Genomic DNA, 14,748 nt, shown 5'->3' with positions numbered 1-14,748 from the left:
TGTCATGTTCGGGGTAGCATTGGAAATAAAGCCAGCTGATTTCAACGATATTCTACGAAAACCCAAGTCGGCAATTACGGGAATTATTAGCCTAATATGAAGAAGTGGTCGCTGAGGCATGAAATCGCGAAACAGCTCGTGTGACTTGCCTTTTGGCTAAGTCGCAAAAAAATAACTGTCGTCAGAAAAAATCATTAGATCGAATTATCCATGCCTGAGAAATAAAAGGCGCTTTCTAATTTAAACCGACAAGGGAGAACAAGAGGCAAAATTTGTATATTCACGCGGACAATATTACCGCATGCATCACGAAATTGGAACATACCTGATTACTCCCTTAACAATCATACTTCTCATGTCAGGAGTCACAGGGATAATCATCAGTGTTTATTTGTATAAATACCGAAAAACGCCGGGAATTTTGCATCTGTCGCTTTTACAAATTGCGATAGCAGCCTGGGCTTTTTTTTATGCTCTCGAATATTCTGCCACGGTAATCGAATCAAAAATATTTTGGTCAAAACTCTCGTATCTGGGTATTGTTTTTGCTCCGGTATTTTTCTATTTATTCAGTCTTCATTTTGCCTATAAGCAGCACCGAATAAATGCGACTCTACTAGCTTTGTTATTTGGGTTATCTGCAATTTTTTTAATTTCTGTAACCACCAATGATTACCATTTCCTACATTGGAAATCTTATCATGTTGATCCGAAATTAAACACCACGATATACACGTATGGGATATCGTTCTGGCTTGTTTTTGCTTTCAACTACATCTTGCTAACCTTAAGTATAGCCAACATCATTCCGTTAATCTTTAAGTACCCGGAAAACTACCAGCAGCAAATCATTTTCATCGTTATCGCTTGTGTGTTTCCCGTGGTTGGCAATGTGATGTATGTTTTCAATGTTGGACCGATACAGGGGTTTGACTGGACTCCAATTTTCTTTGCTTTTTCCGGAGTTATTCTAACATACATCAATCTGCGATTTGGCATATTCGACCTGGTGCCAATTGCCCGAAATAAACTATTAGCCATTTTACCCGACGGAGTTATTATTGTTGATAAACACCGTCGGATTGCAGATGTGAACCCAGCCTTTCTGGAGCTCACACACCGCAGCAAAAATGATACAATTGGAAAATCGCTGGCAGATGTGTTCCCTAAACAGAAATCATTGATTGACCAACTCGCCCCAAAGGAACAAATTGAATCGATGGATCTGGAAGCAGAACTAAGTGGCCAACTTACCTATTTTGATATTCGGGTTACTTCGCTGTTTGATCAAGCCAATCAGATGAATGGGAAACTGATTGTCTTGCGGAATATTACCGAAAAAACAATCTATCAGCAATCCATCCAAAACACGAATCAGCAATTAAAAAAAGAGATCGAAGAAAAGGAAAAACTGATCGCTGACTTGGATGCATTTGATCACACCGTGGCTCACGATTTAAAAAACGTGATTGGTGCTATTGTTACGTCCAACGATTTGCTGAAACTGGAAATTGAGAACAAGAACTATCAAAATCTGGAAGAGATAATTGAACTGATCCAGCTTTCGGCAAACAAATCTTTTCATGTCATTAAAGAGCTGTTGACAATGGCCAGTGTTCGGCAGCAGGATATAAAAAGAGAGCAAGTGGACATGGCTGGTATATTAAAAGAATGTGAGATTCGCCTGGACGACATGATTAAAACGTCGAACGTCACCATCATCAAACCCAAAGAATGGCCCACAGCTCTTGGCTATTCCCCATGGATTGAGGAGGTGTGGGTTAATTATATCAGCAACGCCATTAAGTATGGTGGAAAACCTCCGGTTCTCGAACTAGGGGCAAAACAATTCTATCATGAGAAGAAAATTCGCTATTGGATAAAGGACAATGGCAATGGGTTGACAAAACAAGACCAGACAAAGCTGTTCAAAAAATACGAGCGATTCAACCAAACACATATCGAAGGAACCGGACTCGGCCTGTCAATAGTCAAGCGAATTGTGGAGAAGCTTGGTGGAGAAGTTGGTGTAATTAGTGCCGGAATAAAAGGTGAAGGCTGCATCTTTTACTTCACGTTACCTCAAGAATAAAATACGCTGAAACGACCATGATCAAAATTTTGCTCACCCAGGAGGATGATTAGTGGGAATTCGATGCATTGGTGTACAAAACTTAAGAACTACAGCGACGTACGGAAATTGTACAAACGTAAAATTAAAAAGCACATGAAAATTATTGCACTGGAAAAAGAACTTCCACACGCTAAAACGACAGACTTTACTAAATACGCTAAAGAAGAGGCCAAAAAAGCCTGGGAATTTCAGCAAGACGGGTTTATTCGTGAAATTTACTTCCGGGCAGATGAAAACAGTGCCGTTTTAATTCTTGAAGCTAATTCGGTTGATCAGGCAAATCAAAAATTACAGCAGCTTCCCCTCGTTGAAAATAAGCTCATTGAGTTTGAATTAATCCCTTTAAAAGCCTATCCCGGATTTGCCAGACTGTTCCAATAATTAACGGCGTTTACGTTTATGCTTCTTCCGCTGTTTCGCCAGGTTTTTGCCATCTTTTCGTTCCACAGGCGGCTTTCTCTTTTTTTCGTGGAAAGCTCCTTGAAAAGTAGGATCATCCATTTTCTTTTGTCGGTCGATTTCCCGCGATTGCTCTTGCGCTTCAGCTTTCCCGGTCGGTTCGATCACCACTTCGTCAGGAATAGATTTTTCCTCAACTTTCATTCGGATAACCTCTTCAATTTTTACTAAATGGTATTCCTCCGCGGGATCAATCAGGGCAATTGCCTCGCCATGATTATTGGCTCGTGCAGTTCGTCCAATTCGGTGCACGTAATCTTCGTAACGCTGTGGCAAATCAAAGTTGATGACATGTGTTATCATTGAAACATCCAGTCCCCGAGCCGAGACGTCGGTGGAAATCAGTATTCTTAATTCTCCATCTTTAAAGGCCTGAATCGCATTCATCCGGGCATTTTGCCCCTTGTTTGAATGAAGTATCCGCTTCTCCCCTTCCGTCTTTCGTTTGATGACTTTAAAGACCTTTTCAGCGTGTTCCTTGGTTCGCACAAAAATCAAAACCCGGCTAAATACCTCCTCATCTTCTAACCAGTGCCGAATCAGATTCAACTTGGTTTTAAAATTCGGAACTTTATAATAGGATTGTTTAACCAACTGGGCAGGAGTAGCCGATGGAGAAACTTCGACACGCTCCGGAAAATCAAGAAACTCGTGAGTCATTACTTCCACCTTCTCATTAAATGTTGCAGAGAATAGCAGGTTTTGCCGCTTGACCGGAATAATCTCCAACAATTGACGAATTTGTGGCATAAAGCCCATATCCAGCATTCGGTCGGCTTCGTCAATTACAAGTGTTTTTATTTTTTTCAGCGAAACAGCATTGGCATGATACAAATCACGGAGTCGCCCGGGGGTTGCCACCAAAATGTCAATACCCGGCTCAATCAAAGCTGCGTGTTTGGTCCATCCTACGCCACCAAAAACGGCAGCATGTCGAATGTTACTATAGGGAGTCAACTCTTCAATATCCTCTCCAACTTGGATCGCTAGTTCCCGGGTCGGCACCAAAATGAGTACTCTCGGATCTTCGCCTTCGGCTTTCACCAGTTTGGAAAAAATTGGCAACAGGTAAGCTGCGGTTTTGCCCGTTCCGGTTTGCGCCACTCCAACGACATCCATGCCCGACTTAATGATAGGGATTGCTTTTTCCTGAATAGGAGTTGGATGTTCGAAGCCAATCTCGTCCAACACCTTCAAAATTGACTTGTTTATTTTTAATTCACTGAAACTTGTCATAGGCCGCAAAGATACACTTTTAAATTTCCAGTTTACCAAACGGATGTTCCGGTTTTTAACCGCGTGTTTTGAATTGTCAATTGAATTGGGTGCCGCGGTTTTCACCTGCGCATTGATAATCGCCGATTAGAAGCTGAAGCACCCTACGTCAACTTGTACATTTTCCCCGGCAAGCTCGCTACCAAACCTTTAAATTCGAGTGCCAACAATACTGAAGAAACCTTGCCCATTGGCATTTGCACGATGGAACAGAGCTGGTCGATGTACAAAGGAGCCTCGTTCAACGAATCAACAATTCGCTGCTCTTCATCATTCAATTCAACAAACAGTTGCTTCTGTATTTTGGTTGGTTTATCCACAGTTTGTTGCCACGACATGGCATACTCCAGATCATCCAAGGTTTCAATCATTGCCGCTTTGTTTGATTTGATCAGCTGATTGCAACCTCTCGAAAACAGATCGATATGCCGGCCAGGAAGTGCAAAAACATCGCGATTGTACGAATCGGCAATATCTGCGGTCACCAGTGAACCACCCTTTTCAGCTGATTCAACAATTATTGTGGCATCAGCTAAACCGGCAATTATCCGGTTGCGGCGCAAGAAATTCTGCCGATCGATTTTCGTTTCGCTAATAAAGTCAGTGACCACGCCACCCGACTCAAGCATTCGCTCTGCCACCTGACGATGCTGCCGGGGATAAATCTGATCCAAGCCGTGAGCAAAAACACCAATCGTTGGCACTCCATTTTTCAAACAAGCTTTGTGAGCCGCAACATCTATTCCGTAGGCCAAGCCGCTAATTACTGTGTAACCGCCTCGCTGCGCCAGATCCTGAACCAACCCATCACAAAAATCGCGGCCATAGTTCGTTGCATTACGGGTTCCTACAATTGCCACCGTTTTTTCTGCATTAAATTGGATATTCCCTTTCCAGAAAAGCATGAGCGGTGCATCCACGCAGCGCTTTAATCGCATGGGATAATGGTCATCCCAAAATGAAACATAGTGAATATCATTTTTCAGAATAAATTCAACTTCCTCTGAAGCTCGCTCCAGGGCGTCGCTTTCAATAATGGCACGAGCTTTTATTTCACCAATGTACGGTATTCGTTTTAAGGCTTTTTCGTTGGCATCAAAAATAGGCTTAATCCCGCCTAAGGCATGAACCAATCGTCTGGCATTGCCTAGAGCAATACCCGGAATTAATGACAATGCAATTTGATATTTTAGATTTTCTGTTTCAGACATCCACGAGGTTTATGATAAATTTAGTTATTCCCTCCTGAATTTGCAAGTACTATTTTTCCATTAAATATTGAGATAAATCGGCCTTAATCGCACCAATATCTTTCTTACTCATCGCCGCCAAACTGACAGAAGGATATTCGGCAACTCCTCTTTTTGTCTTTACTTCCAGAAATAAATCGCTAAATAAAAACGTCTTCTTCACTTCAGCTTTATGCAAAAGCACTTTCCTGAACTCAATTGAATTATATTCCTTACCGAAAAAAGAAATGATAGGATAGTAACGCACTTTAATCATCTCATTGGTCGACTCATACTGCACGTAATCCAGTCCCACAATTTGAAAAACAATAATAAAAATGATTAACAAACCGCCATTTATCAGCGCAAATAAGTCCATCTCCTGCCACACAAAAAGCAAAATAGGCAATAACAACAGCACAACTCCCAGATTAAAACCTCTTTTTATTTTCTGTGAACGCTTTTGATTCGATATCTCCATAACCTTTTATTGAATTGTAAATAATGAGCCGTTTTTCCTATTGACTTTATAGCACTGCTAAAAATATCTTAACTTTGTGCTCCGCATTTTAAAACAGACAAATGGCGACATCAAAAATACATTCAAATATTATCTTTTCCCAAAAGGTAGCTGACGAACTCGAGAAAATCGTTCAGCAATTTCCTGCCGGCAAAGTATTTTTATTGACCGAAGAAACACCCAAAGAGCTTTGCCTTCCTTCAATCAACAATGTTATAGAAGAGTATGGCATCAAAACAATCAGTATCCGAGGAGGAGAACCCAATAAATCAGTTCGCTCGGTAGAGCAAGTTTGGGAATTCCTATCAAAGAATGGTGCTGACCGCAAATCGCTGCTGATCAATATTGGTGGCGGAATGCTCACCGATTTGGGTGGTTTTGTAGCCTCAACCTTTAAACGCGGAATGTCATTCGTAAATATCCCAACAACTCTGTTAGCACAGGTTGATGCTTCGCTAGGCGGAAAAACCGGCATCAACTTTAATGGTTTAAAAAATGAAATCGGGGTATTTAATGAGCCGGATGCAGTCATCATCAACACCAGCTTTTTAAAGACAATTGATGCGGACAATTTCCTTTCCGGTTATGCTGAAATGCTGAAACACGGCTTAATTAAAAATCCTGAGCACTGGGAAGAATTGATGCAATACGATCTTAAAAAGGTCGACTACGATTCGTTGCAGGAAATTATTGCACACTCGGTAGCTGTCAAAGAATGGCACGTGCAAAACGACCCGACCGAAAAAAATATCCGAAAGGCATTGAATTTCGGGCACACGGTTGGCCATGCTTTTGAAAGTTATGCTCTATACGACAATCGCCCAATCCTGCATGGTTTTGCAGTGGTTTACGGAATGATTGTCGAGTTGTACCTTTCTACTAAAGTTTGTGGTTTCGACCAGAGAAAGTTAAAGGAAATCAACCAGTGGATGCTTCAAACCTATGGCAAGTTTGAAATTGAGCCATCAGCTTACGACGAGCTTTACGAGCTGATGACGCACGATAAAAAGAATGAAGGCAGCCGGATTAACTTCACCTTGATATCAACAATTGGTCAGGTTGAAATAAACAAAGACTGCTCAAAAGAATTGATTATTGAAGCACTTGACTATTATCGTCAACTCTAATTTCGGAATAACAAATCATGAAATACCGCCTTTCCAAATCAGATAAAACCGTTAACGGAAGTATTGACCTTCCATCGTCGAAAAGTATTGCTAACCGCGCACTGATTATTCATGCCTTGAGTTACAGTCCTTACCATTTGAAGAACTTATCGGTTAGCGACGATATTGAGGTAATGCAACAAGTACTGACCTCCAACACCAATAAATTTGATATTGGACATGCAGGAACAGCCATGCGCTTTCTCACAGCTTTCCTCTCGCAGATCGTTGGTGAGTGGACGATTACCGGGTCAGATCGGATGAAGCAACGCCCAATCCATATTTTGGTCGACGCGTTGACCGAACTGGGAGCAAAAATTGAATATGTGGAAAACAAAGGCTATCCGCCACTTCGTATTTTTGGCTCACATCTCAAAGGAAAAGTATTGGAATTGGATGGAAGTATCAGCAGTCAATACATTTCGGCATTGCTCATGATTGCCCCTGTAATTGAAGGAGGCCTGACACTGCGGTTGAAAAACAAAATTACCTCGCGCCCCTATATTGAGTTGACGCTGAAATTAATGAAGCAATTTGGTGTTCGTTCCGTTTGGAAAGGCAATGAAATCCTTGTTGCTGAACAAGCTTACCAAGCCCGTGAGTTTACGGTTGAAGCAGATTGGACTGGCGCATCTTATTGGTATCAACTAGCAGCATTGTCTGACGAAGCTGAAATTGAGTTGAAAAACCTTCGTTTGATGAGTTTGCAAGGCGATTGCCAAATTGCAGCTTGGTTAAAAGATTTTGGAGTTGACAGTCAAGCCACTGGCGATGGTGTAATTATTACAAAGTCGGCTGACATTCAACCCAAACATTTACAACTCAGCTTTATTGAAAATCCGGATGTGGCACAAACCATGGCGATGCTGTGCGTGCTTAAAAAAGTCCCTTTTCATTTTACAGGCCTGGAAACTTTAAAAATTAAGGAAACCAACCGCATTGCGGCACTGCAAAATGAGCTGGCAAAATTTGGAGCCGAAATTACAGAACCCAAACACGGCGAGCTAAAATGGGATGGCAGTTTCTCGTTACCCAAAGATGAAGTGCCTTGCATTGCGACTTACCACGACCACCGCATGGCACTAGCCTTTGCCCCGGCTGCGATGTTTCAAGCAATCGATATTGACGACCCAATGGTTATCTCAAAATCGTACCCGGAATATTACGAACACTTGAAACAAGTGGGATTTGAAGTAACCGACCGCGAGTAGCAAATGTTTATACAATGAGTTTTTGATGGTCATCAACGACCTCAAAGAAAGTCATCCGGCACTTATTTCAGGATCTGCTTGAAGTCAACGCAGATTCCGAAACAAGTTCGGAATGACCTTATCTTTCAATACAGAACTCGCGACAACAAAAAAAGCCACCACCTTCCGGCAGCAGCTTTTCAATGTATAAAGTATCTTACTCAGGCAATATTGGTAAACACCTGTTGAACGTCATCGTCTTCCTCCAGCTTATCAATCAACTTTTCAATTTCCTCCAGCTGTTCTTCGGTAAACTCAACAGCCGAAGTAGGAATCCGTTCCAGGTTTGATTTTTTCACATCTATTTTTTTCTCCTCTAAAGCTGATGAAAGCGTTCCAAAAGCAGTGTAGTCACCATAGGCATAAACAGTTTCTTCATTTTGCTCAATGTCATCCAGCCCCGCATCAATCAACTCCAGTTCCAGCTCTTCCAAATCCATACCTTCGTAGGCTTCGAACTGAAAAACCGCTTTTCGGTCAAACATAAATTCCAACGATCCGGTTGGCACCAAACTACCGCCAGCCTTATTGAAATAGGACTTTACATTGGCTACAGTACGGGTTGAATTGTCCGTGGCACATTCGACAAAAATAAGCACCCCATGTGGACCTTTTCCTTCGTAGTTAACTTCGGTGTACTCGCTGGCATCTTTCCCTGCTGCACGCTTGATGGCCGAATCAATATTGTCTTTGGGCATGTTTTGCGCTTTGGCATTCTGAATCGCTGTACGCAGCTTAGCATTCATGTCCGGATCAGGGCCTCCTTCTTTGGCTGCCATTGTTATTGAACGCGATAACTTTGGAAAAATTCGAGACATATGTCCCCAGCGTTTTTCCTTTGCTGCTCTCCGGTATTCAAATGCTCTTCCCACAGTACAAATATTTTAGTGTGAATGAATTATTTTAAACGACTGCAAAAATAAAAATAATCATTCACAATTGATTTCTGAAAGGCTAAAAAATCGATTTTCGTATATTATTCATCGATTACAAAATAAAAAGTAGCTCCTTCTCCATAAAGCGATTCGACCAAAATACGCACATTTAGTTTCTGAATAATTTTTTGACACAGAAAAAGTCCAATTCCTGTTCCTCTGAAATATTGCTATTGATCATCTTCCACTTTAACGAAACGCTCAAAAATCTATTCCTGATTTTCAACGAACATTCCAATTACTAATCTCATAATTCATTCTAATATAACCGAATCAACTATCTTTACGCCCCTAAATGATTAAACTTGCAAAAAACGCACACGGTCCGAAATGGTAAAAAACTCATAATCAACATGAAAAACACATACTGGATATTCCTGATAATTGTAACACTTGCTTCTTGCTCAGGCAATCGTCAATACATTTCGAACGAAGGATTTATTTATGGCACCATCTATCATGTCACGTATGAAAGCCCTGAAGGTAAAGATTTACAAACTGAAATAGAAGCCGTGATGAATGAAGTGAATCATTCCATGTCAACCTACGATTCAACATCAACCATTTCGAAAGTGAACAGGAATATTGACACTGAACTGGATCAATATTTTACGACCGTCTTTAAAAAAGCTGAAGAAATTTCGGAAATTACCAATGGAGCATTTGATATTACCGTTGCGCCAATGGTCAATGTTTGGGGATTTGGTTTTAAAAACAAAGAACAGGTCACATCAGAACTAATCGACTCGTTGAAAAACATTGTGGGTTACAAAAAAGTTCGAATTGAAAACGGAAAGCTTTTAAAAGATCATCCGAATACGATGCTCGATGCCAGCGCTATTGCAAAAGGTTTTGCAAGCGATTTAGTAGCCAACTACCTGCAAGATCAGGGCTGCGAAAACTACATGGTTGAAATTGGAGGTGAGGTGGTTGCCAGCGGTAAAAACGCCAAAGGCAATTACTGGTCAATTGGGATCAGCAATCCGGATGACAATGAGTTGTTCACGGAGCAAAAACTAAAGGCTATCGTAGAATTGAAAGATATGGCTTTGGCTACTTCGGGTAATTATCGCAATTTTTATATTGAAGACGGGGTGAAATACGCCCATACCATTGACCCAAAAACAGGATATCCGGTTCAACACAGCCTCTTGAGCACAACCGTATTAGCCGACAACTGCATGACTGCCGATGCCTTCGCAACTGCTTTTATGGTCAGCGGATTGGAAAAATCCATTGAAATAGCCGAGGCAGAGCCGGAAATTGAGGTGTACTTTATTTATTCGGATGAAGCAGGCAACTACAAAACCTACATTAGCCCCGGCTTTAAAAGCATGCTTAAAAAGGAGTTTTAAGAAGATGAGAGCTTGAAGGCAGCGGCCGCCTGTCGCCCTGAATATATTTCAGGATTTATAGAAACATGTTGTGGTTACGAAAAACAGAGTATGAATAAATTCAGACTGACTTTATCCTTACAAAAAAAAGGAAGCTTAGCAGCCTCCTTTTACATCATTCAATATCGATAGTTCTTTAAATGAAAGTTGTCGTTTGGCTTTGGCCTGCTCCATTTTATCGAAAGTTTGAGCACAGGTAATTCCACGTGCTTTCATATGTTTGTTACTTCCAATATGCAAGTTTGGAAATTTCCCTTTCTTTTGAATCAACATCCGAACAGCCAACCCAACAAAAGCAATAGCAACCAATGCCACTGCCAATCCAAATACTATTAAAAATTCCATTGTTTTATCCTTTCTTTAACGCCACAAAAATACTTAAAATCAGGTGAACCGAAAAATTTAAGCTTCCTTTCATTATAAACAAGATCACCAAACAAATGGTTGAGTTTTAGTTTCGGATTTTAACAGAACGAAAACAAGTCCGTGTGAGCCATTCCCAAAAAACTTGTTGGTTAAAATCACATCATAAAATCTACTCCTTCGCTACATTATTTTCCAATGAATGCGAACTGGGAAAATAGTTCGCCAGTTCACGATCATCACGTTCGAAATAGATTAGGTGTTTGAGCATCAGCACCCCATGAGAACGCACAATATGGAATCGTTTTAAATAAACGAATGCCCGTTTTATTTTCAAACCTTTTAAGCTTCCTTCCTGTTAAGAAAGACAAAAACAAACATAAAATCGTCTAACTTTTAAATTACAGAATTATGTCATTTGAATTACCAGCATTACCATACGCAAAAAGTGCTCTTGAGCCATACATTAGTGAAAAGACATTGGATTTTCACTATGGGAAACATCACCAGACCTATGTGAATAAGCTGAACGACCTTGTTTCAGGAACCAAATTTGAAAATGCTGATTTGGAAACGATCGTCAAAGAAGCTGAAGGTGGGATTTTTAACAATGGCGCTCAGGTATGGAACCATACCTTTTATTTTATGCAGTTTTCGCCTGATGGATGCAACGAACCAAAGGATAATCTGAAAGCTGCTATTGAAGCAGAGTGGAAAACCGTTGAAGGTTTTAAAGAGGCATTCTCGCAGGCAGCTGCTACATTGTTTGGTTCTGGTTGGGCTTGGCTAGTTAAAGACGATGCTGGTAAACTAAGCGTCGTTCAGACCAGCAATGCAGCCAACCCAATGCGCGATGGACTAACTCCAATACTGACTTGCGACGTGTGGGAACACGCTTATTATTTGGATAAGCAAAATGCCCGTCCTAAGTATGTGGAAGATTTCTGGAAAGTACTGGATTGGAAAGTTGTTTCAGAGCGATTTTAATAGATCGCATTGACACATTTTGGGAAAGTCGATCTGAACTTGTTGCTGAGTATCCTTTTGTTACAGATACTGAAACAAGTTCAGCATGACTGACTCAGACTTGACAAAATAAAAAGAGGGAATCGTAACGATTCCCTCTTTTATGGTTATTTATTACTTCAGAAACCGAATCGTCCAGGGATAGCGATAAAACTCGCCTTCGTTTGCTTTTATTGCGGCAATAATGGTTAGCACCAAAGCGCCAACTCCAACAATTGCCAGCAACAGAAATCCAATGCCTACAATAATTAACAGGCTCGACACGAACATCAGGATGGTTACGGTAATTTGAAAATTCAAGGATTCCTTTCCCTGATCATCGACAAAACCATATTCTTCCTTTTTCATTAAATAAACAACTAATGGGCCGATGACATTCCCGGCAAAGGGAATCACCAAACCTGCAAAAGCAGCAATATGGCAGAGCATACCCCACATGCGCTCGTCCCGATCATCAATGATTCTTTCCATGTTTTAATTTTTTTCTTTGCAAGATAGAGAAGTATGGTTTGAAATCAAAACCCATAATACTTGTTCCGGCCATTAATCCCGGCTTAAGTCAACACCCGGTTCAAGCACTGCACTACGCGCGAGCCGAACACTTGTTAGCTACCGTTTTTACTTTTCCAGTTGGTTGTTCTCCATTAGTTCGCCTTTATGGATTGAAAATCCATAGTTAACACGGATCGGATTGCAAATCCGATCCAGCAAGGATCCAAAAGTCAGTAATCTATTTTTCATTTTCGTAGTCTGTTTTTATATTGGGCACAACGGTTAGTACATGTTGCGGAGCGGATTTCGGAGAGCGTTCATGTTCTGTAGGACTGAACGATGGAACGAGAATCCGCAGTTGCTAACCGCACCAACCCCGCTCTGAAATATGTACTTTGTTATAAGCCGGCTTTTTCTCTTTTCAATTCTTTAATCTTTTCTGTGTCAATATAATGAGTAGCATAAGCATTTTCAATATTATCTTCTCTGGTTTTACTAAAAATCAGTCTGGATTTAACCCCTTTCCCAAATTTGTTATAAGCTGTCCAGGATTGTTTTAAATTTTTATCTTTTGCAATTTCTTTAATTGTCCTGTTTATAAAAGTCAAAGTCCCAAGATTTTTATTGCAGACTTTTTCCAAATATGGAATTTTTCCAAATCTCCAGTCTTTTATTTGGGCTTTACTTAAAATACCCAATTCACATAATATGTCGATGGAACAAATAAATCCTTTATCTGTTATCAACTGATTACTAATTTCTTTAATCTTATTTTTTAATTCTGTTCTGTTCAATTATTTTTTGATAGTTTAATTTTAACATCCCAAAATTCTTCTTCATTCGTAAACACGAAACGTTTATCTTTTTTCAAAAAAGCACACAATTCTTCTTCTTTAAATGTCAGATAATAAGATTGAAAAATGAAGTGTTCAATCAGGTCGTAAAATCTGGTTGGTTTTCTCTTGTTCTTTAAAAAGTTCGCACAAAATATTTTTGTTTGTTCATCTAATTTTAAGACAATTGGCTTTTCAATCCACTCAAAATCATTTTCTGTTTTTCCTAATCCTAAAAGTGCATCGAGAATTGAATGAACAACATCAGAATAACCGGGTTCTTTTTTATAAATAGGGGTCATAAAAGAAAGAGCTTGTTCAAATTCTTGATTATAAACCAGAGCTTCGCCATATCTCCATTGACTTTGTAAATCATTAGGATATTTTTCAGCTTTATGTTTTCTTAATTTTACCAGTCCAGCCCAGTCTTCTTCTTGGATAAGTTGATAGTCACCTTCCCATTCTTCGAAGTCATAATTGTCAAAATCATTTTCCATTCTACTATTCAAAATTAATACTTTGCATCTTTCTTTCAAGCTGGCTTATAACGGTCACTTGTATGTGGTCGGGCGGGATTTCCAACAGAAATCCTGTCAGACCCGCAGGAGGTGGCAACACTGGTTTGACTTGTCAAACCGAGAAGACCCCCGCCTGCCATATTACAAATTGTTATAGGGCGTTTTTTATTATTCATTTTCTTCAGAGTCAGGAATTCCTTTCAATTCATATTTCTCTTCAGGAGGATATGGCAATCTTAAATTCCATGGCATATATCTCTCAAATCTTATTTTGAAAGGCAAGAGTTTGTCAAGTTTCACCTTTAATTGTTTGTCGAGATATATGTAATCTTTGTCAAAGAAGTACCTTGCCCAATTATTCCTAATTTCTATAAATGCAGATTCTACAATCTTGATTATCTCAGAATAGAATTCTTGATTTGCATCTTTCGTGATAATGTCGACAATTCCTTTTGAGCGAACAAATTCTCCGAAATAAGCCGATTTTATTACTTCTTTTTCTGGTAAACTTTGCCTGTTATCTGGATTGTCAATTGCATAAACCAATGAGTCTTTTAAATCCGATATGTCAATTTCTTTGTTCTCAAGTCTGATTTCACTTTTTAAATTGACGAATAGTTCAATGCAGTTGCAATAACAAAAACAGTGGTAATTTTTGATATTTTGTCTATCCCACATCTGTCTCAAGGAATCTGTAATTGTAAGAATAAGAGGTGAACTGGGATTTTCAATCAAGTATTTCTGATAATTTTCTATTGACTTTTTACCTACAACTTTTCGAATAGACTGACTATTGACATTATTTGTAGTCGTTAGAAGAAAAATCAATATGTAGAAAATGTGTCTCATCGTCTTTTTTCAAAATGCCCTATAACGTTTAGTATATGGCAAGTAGGGCAGTAGAAAGCGATAAACTTTCAAGTTTGCACTGAGCCAAAACGTTGTATTTTGTTTTTATCTTATTCATTTTAAAAGCCAAATCAACGATTTGGCGGTGTTTGTAAATAGCATTGAGCTTTCGTAAACCACCGAACGCCCTATTTGCTATATACCGTGTTGAACTAAATCCGCCATTCGGCGGACAGCTGCAACCAAAGTTATTGAATGTTTGTAAATTGATGTCATGTTTAACAAATAAATATTGATCATCATGA

At 39.8% G+C, this 14,748-nt stretch carries 18 protein-coding genes; 6 read left to right on the top strand and 12 right to left on the bottom strand.

Annotated features, from left to right (window positions below; all coding sequences use genetic code 11):
- Positions 1 to 301: 301 nt before the first annotated feature.
- Entirely contained in the window at positions 302 to 2,092 is a 1,791-nt protein-coding gene (locus ACTB00_RS13835) for a histidine kinase N-terminal 7TM domain-containing protein (RefSeq protein WP_463300512.1), read from the top strand.
- A 135-nt stretch (positions 2,093 to 2,227) separates the two neighbouring features.
- Positions 2,228 to 2,515 carry a muconolactone Delta-isomerase family protein gene (locus ACTB00_RS13830; protein WP_463300511.1) on the top strand — a complete coding sequence of 96 codons (288 nt, stop codon included), beginning with the start codon at positions 2,228 to 2,230 and terminating at the stop codon, positions 2,513 to 2,515.
- On the opposite strand, the gene ACTB00_RS13825 is transcribed toward ACTB00_RS13830, so the two are convergent.
- The 3 genes from ACTB00_RS13825 to ACTB00_RS13815 all read right to left on the bottom strand — a co-directional run bounded on the left by ACTB00_RS13825 (position 2,516) and on the right by ACTB00_RS13815 (position 5,578).
- On the bottom strand, positions 2,516 to 3,829 hold the full coding sequence (locus ACTB00_RS13825; protein WP_463300510.1) for a DEAD/DEAH box helicase: 1,314 nt from the start codon (positions 3,827 to 3,829) through the stop codon (positions 2,516 to 2,518). It abuts the gene before it with no gap.
- 143 nt (positions 3,830 to 3,972) lie between these two features.
- Entirely contained in the window at positions 3,973 to 5,079 is a 1,107-nt protein-coding gene (gene dprA, locus ACTB00_RS13820) for a DNA-processing protein DprA (RefSeq protein ID WP_463300509.1), read from the bottom strand.
- 49 nt (positions 5,080 to 5,128) lie between these two features.
- A complete protein-coding gene (locus ACTB00_RS13815) occupies positions 5,129 to 5,578 on the bottom strand; it encodes a hypothetical protein (RefSeq protein ID WP_463300508.1) in 450 nt (149 codons plus the stop codon).
- 101 nt (positions 5,579 to 5,679) lie between these two features.
- Between ACTB00_RS13815 and aroB the strand changes: the two genes are divergently transcribed.
- Both aroB and ACTB00_RS13805 read left to right on the top strand, forming a co-directional pair.
- Positions 5,680 to 6,744: a 3-dehydroquinate synthase gene (aroB, locus tag ACTB00_RS13810; protein WP_463300507.1), complete on the top strand. Its 1,065-nt coding sequence runs from the start codon at positions 5,680 to 5,682 to the stop codon at positions 6,742 to 6,744.
- 17 nt (positions 6,745 to 6,761) lie between these two features.
- On the top strand, positions 6,762 to 7,994 hold the full coding sequence (locus ACTB00_RS13805; RefSeq protein WP_463300506.1) for a 3-phosphoshikimate 1-carboxyvinyltransferase: 1,233 nt from the start codon (positions 6,762 to 6,764) through the stop codon (positions 7,992 to 7,994).
- Between the two features lie 200 nt (positions 7,995 to 8,194).
- Here the strand turns inward: ACTB00_RS13805 and ACTB00_RS13800 are convergent, their stop codons facing one another.
- Entirely contained in the window at positions 8,195 to 8,905 is a 711-nt protein-coding gene (locus ACTB00_RS13800) for a YebC/PmpR family DNA-binding transcriptional regulator (protein ID WP_159522401.1), read from the bottom strand.
- A gap of 104 nt (positions 8,906 to 9,009) precedes the next feature.
- A complete protein-coding gene (locus ACTB00_RS13795; RefSeq protein ID WP_463300550.1) occupies positions 9,010 to 9,117 on the bottom strand; it encodes a hypothetical protein in 108 nt (35 codons plus the stop codon).
- Positions 9,118 to 9,321: 204 nt separating this feature from the next.
- Here ACTB00_RS13795 and ACTB00_RS13790 point away from each other — a divergent pair, with 204 nt between their 5' ends.
- Positions 9,322 to 10,323, top strand: coding sequence for an FAD:protein FMN transferase (locus ACTB00_RS13790; protein WP_463300505.1), 1,002 nt, complete (start codon positions 9,322 to 9,324; stop codon positions 10,321 to 10,323).
- A 135-nt stretch (positions 10,324 to 10,458) separates the two neighbouring features.
- Here ACTB00_RS13790 and ACTB00_RS13785 read toward each other — a convergent pair whose 3' ends face one another.
- Positions 10,459 to 10,707 carry a hypothetical protein gene (locus tag ACTB00_RS13785; RefSeq protein ID WP_159522407.1) on the bottom strand — a complete coding sequence of 83 codons (249 nt, stop codon included), beginning with the start codon at positions 10,705 to 10,707 and terminating at the stop codon, positions 10,459 to 10,461.
- A gap of 429 nt (positions 10,708 to 11,136) precedes the next feature.
- On the opposite strand from ACTB00_RS13785, the gene ACTB00_RS13780 reads away from it, so the two are divergent.
- On the top strand, positions 11,137 to 11,712 hold the full coding sequence (locus tag ACTB00_RS13780) for a superoxide dismutase (RefSeq protein ID WP_463300504.1): 576 nt from the start codon (positions 11,137 to 11,139) through the stop codon (positions 11,710 to 11,712).
- Positions 11,713 to 11,865: 153 nt separating this feature from the next.
- Here the strand turns inward: ACTB00_RS13780 and ACTB00_RS13775 are convergent, their stop codons facing one another.
- From ACTB00_RS13775 to ACTB00_RS13750, 6 genes are all read right to left on the bottom strand, one after another.
- On the bottom strand, positions 11,866 to 12,222 hold the full coding sequence (locus ACTB00_RS13775) for a DUF4870 domain-containing protein (RefSeq protein WP_463300503.1): 357 nt from the start codon (positions 12,220 to 12,222) through the stop codon (positions 11,866 to 11,868).
- Positions 12,223 to 12,369: 147 nt separating this feature from the next.
- Positions 12,370 to 12,492, bottom strand: a complete 123-nt coding sequence (locus tag ACTB00_RS13770) for a hypothetical protein (protein ID WP_463300502.1) — start codon at positions 12,490 to 12,492, stop codon at positions 12,370 to 12,372.
- 149 nt (positions 12,493 to 12,641) lie between these two features.
- Positions 12,642 to 13,037: a hypothetical protein gene (locus tag ACTB00_RS13765; protein WP_463300501.1), complete on the bottom strand. Its 396-nt coding sequence runs from the start codon at positions 13,035 to 13,037 to the stop codon at positions 12,642 to 12,644.
- Positions 13,034 to 13,573: a tetratricopeptide repeat protein gene (locus tag ACTB00_RS13760; RefSeq protein WP_463300500.1), complete on the bottom strand. Its 540-nt coding sequence runs from the start codon at positions 13,571 to 13,573 to the stop codon at positions 13,034 to 13,036. The genes ACTB00_RS13765 and ACTB00_RS13760 overlap by 4 nt, the downstream gene beginning before the upstream one ends.
- Positions 13,574 to 13,762: 189 nt before the next feature.
- Positions 13,763 to 14,443, bottom strand: a complete 681-nt coding sequence (locus ACTB00_RS13755) for a hypothetical protein (protein ID WP_463300499.1) — start codon at positions 14,441 to 14,443, stop codon at positions 13,763 to 13,765.
- Positions 14,444 to 14,471: 28 nt separating this feature from the next.
- Positions 14,472 to 14,748 (bottom strand): hypothetical protein (locus ACTB00_RS13750; RefSeq protein ID WP_463300498.1); only part of this gene is annotated, 277 nt, incomplete at its 5' end.

Source organism: Sunxiuqinia sp. (genome assembly GCF_055140945.1).
The sequence above is the reverse complement of the archived record's forward strand: the minus strand, read 5'-3'. Positions and strand labels throughout refer to the sequence as shown.

Bases quoted from the DNA above. Each gene is read 5' to 3' on its own strand.
- ACTB00_RS13835 (WP_463300512.1), top strand. From the start codon at position 302: ATGCATCACGAAATTGGAACATACCTGATTACTCCCTTAACAATCATA.
- ACTB00_RS13830 (WP_463300511.1), top strand. From the start codon at position 2,228: ATGAAAATTATTGCACTGGAAAAAGAACTTCCACACGCTAAAACGACA.
- ACTB00_RS13825 (WP_463300510.1), bottom strand. From the start codon at position 3,829: ATGACAAGTTTCAGTGAATTAAAAATAAACAAGTCAATTTTGAAGGTG.
- dprA (WP_463300509.1), bottom strand. From the start codon at position 5,079: ATGTCTGAAACAGAAAATCTAAAATATCAAATTGCATTGTCATTAATT.
- ACTB00_RS13815 (WP_463300508.1), bottom strand. From the start codon at position 5,578: ATGGAGATATCGAATCAAAAGCGTTCACAGAAAATAAAAAGAGGTTTT.
- aroB (WP_463300507.1), top strand. From the start codon at position 5,680: ATGGCGACATCAAAAATACATTCAAATATTATCTTTTCCCAAAAGGTA.
- ACTB00_RS13805 (WP_463300506.1), top strand. From the start codon at position 6,762: ATGAAATACCGCCTTTCCAAATCAGATAAAACCGTTAACGGAAGTATT.
- ACTB00_RS13790 (WP_463300505.1), top strand. From the start codon at position 9,322: ATGAAAAACACATACTGGATATTCCTGATAATTGTAACACTTGCTTCT.
- ACTB00_RS13785 (WP_159522407.1), bottom strand. From the start codon at position 10,707: ATGGAATTTTTAATAGTATTTGGATTGGCAGTGGCATTGGTTGCTATT.
- ACTB00_RS13780 (WP_463300504.1), top strand. From the start codon at position 11,137: ATGTCATTTGAATTACCAGCATTACCATACGCAAAAAGTGCTCTTGAG.
- ACTB00_RS13775 (WP_463300503.1), bottom strand. From the start codon at position 12,222: ATGGAAAGAATCATTGATGATCGGGACGAGCGCATGTGGGGTATGCTC.
- ACTB00_RS13770 (WP_463300502.1), bottom strand. From the start codon at position 12,492: ATGAAAAATAGATTACTGACTTTTGGATCCTTGCTGGATCGGATTTGC.
- ACTB00_RS13760 (WP_463300500.1), bottom strand. From the start codon at position 13,573: ATGGAAAATGATTTTGACAATTATGACTTCGAAGAATGGGAAGGTGAC.
- ACTB00_RS13755 (WP_463300499.1), bottom strand. From the start codon at position 14,443: ATGAGACACATTTTCTACATATTGATTTTTCTTCTAACGACTACAAAT.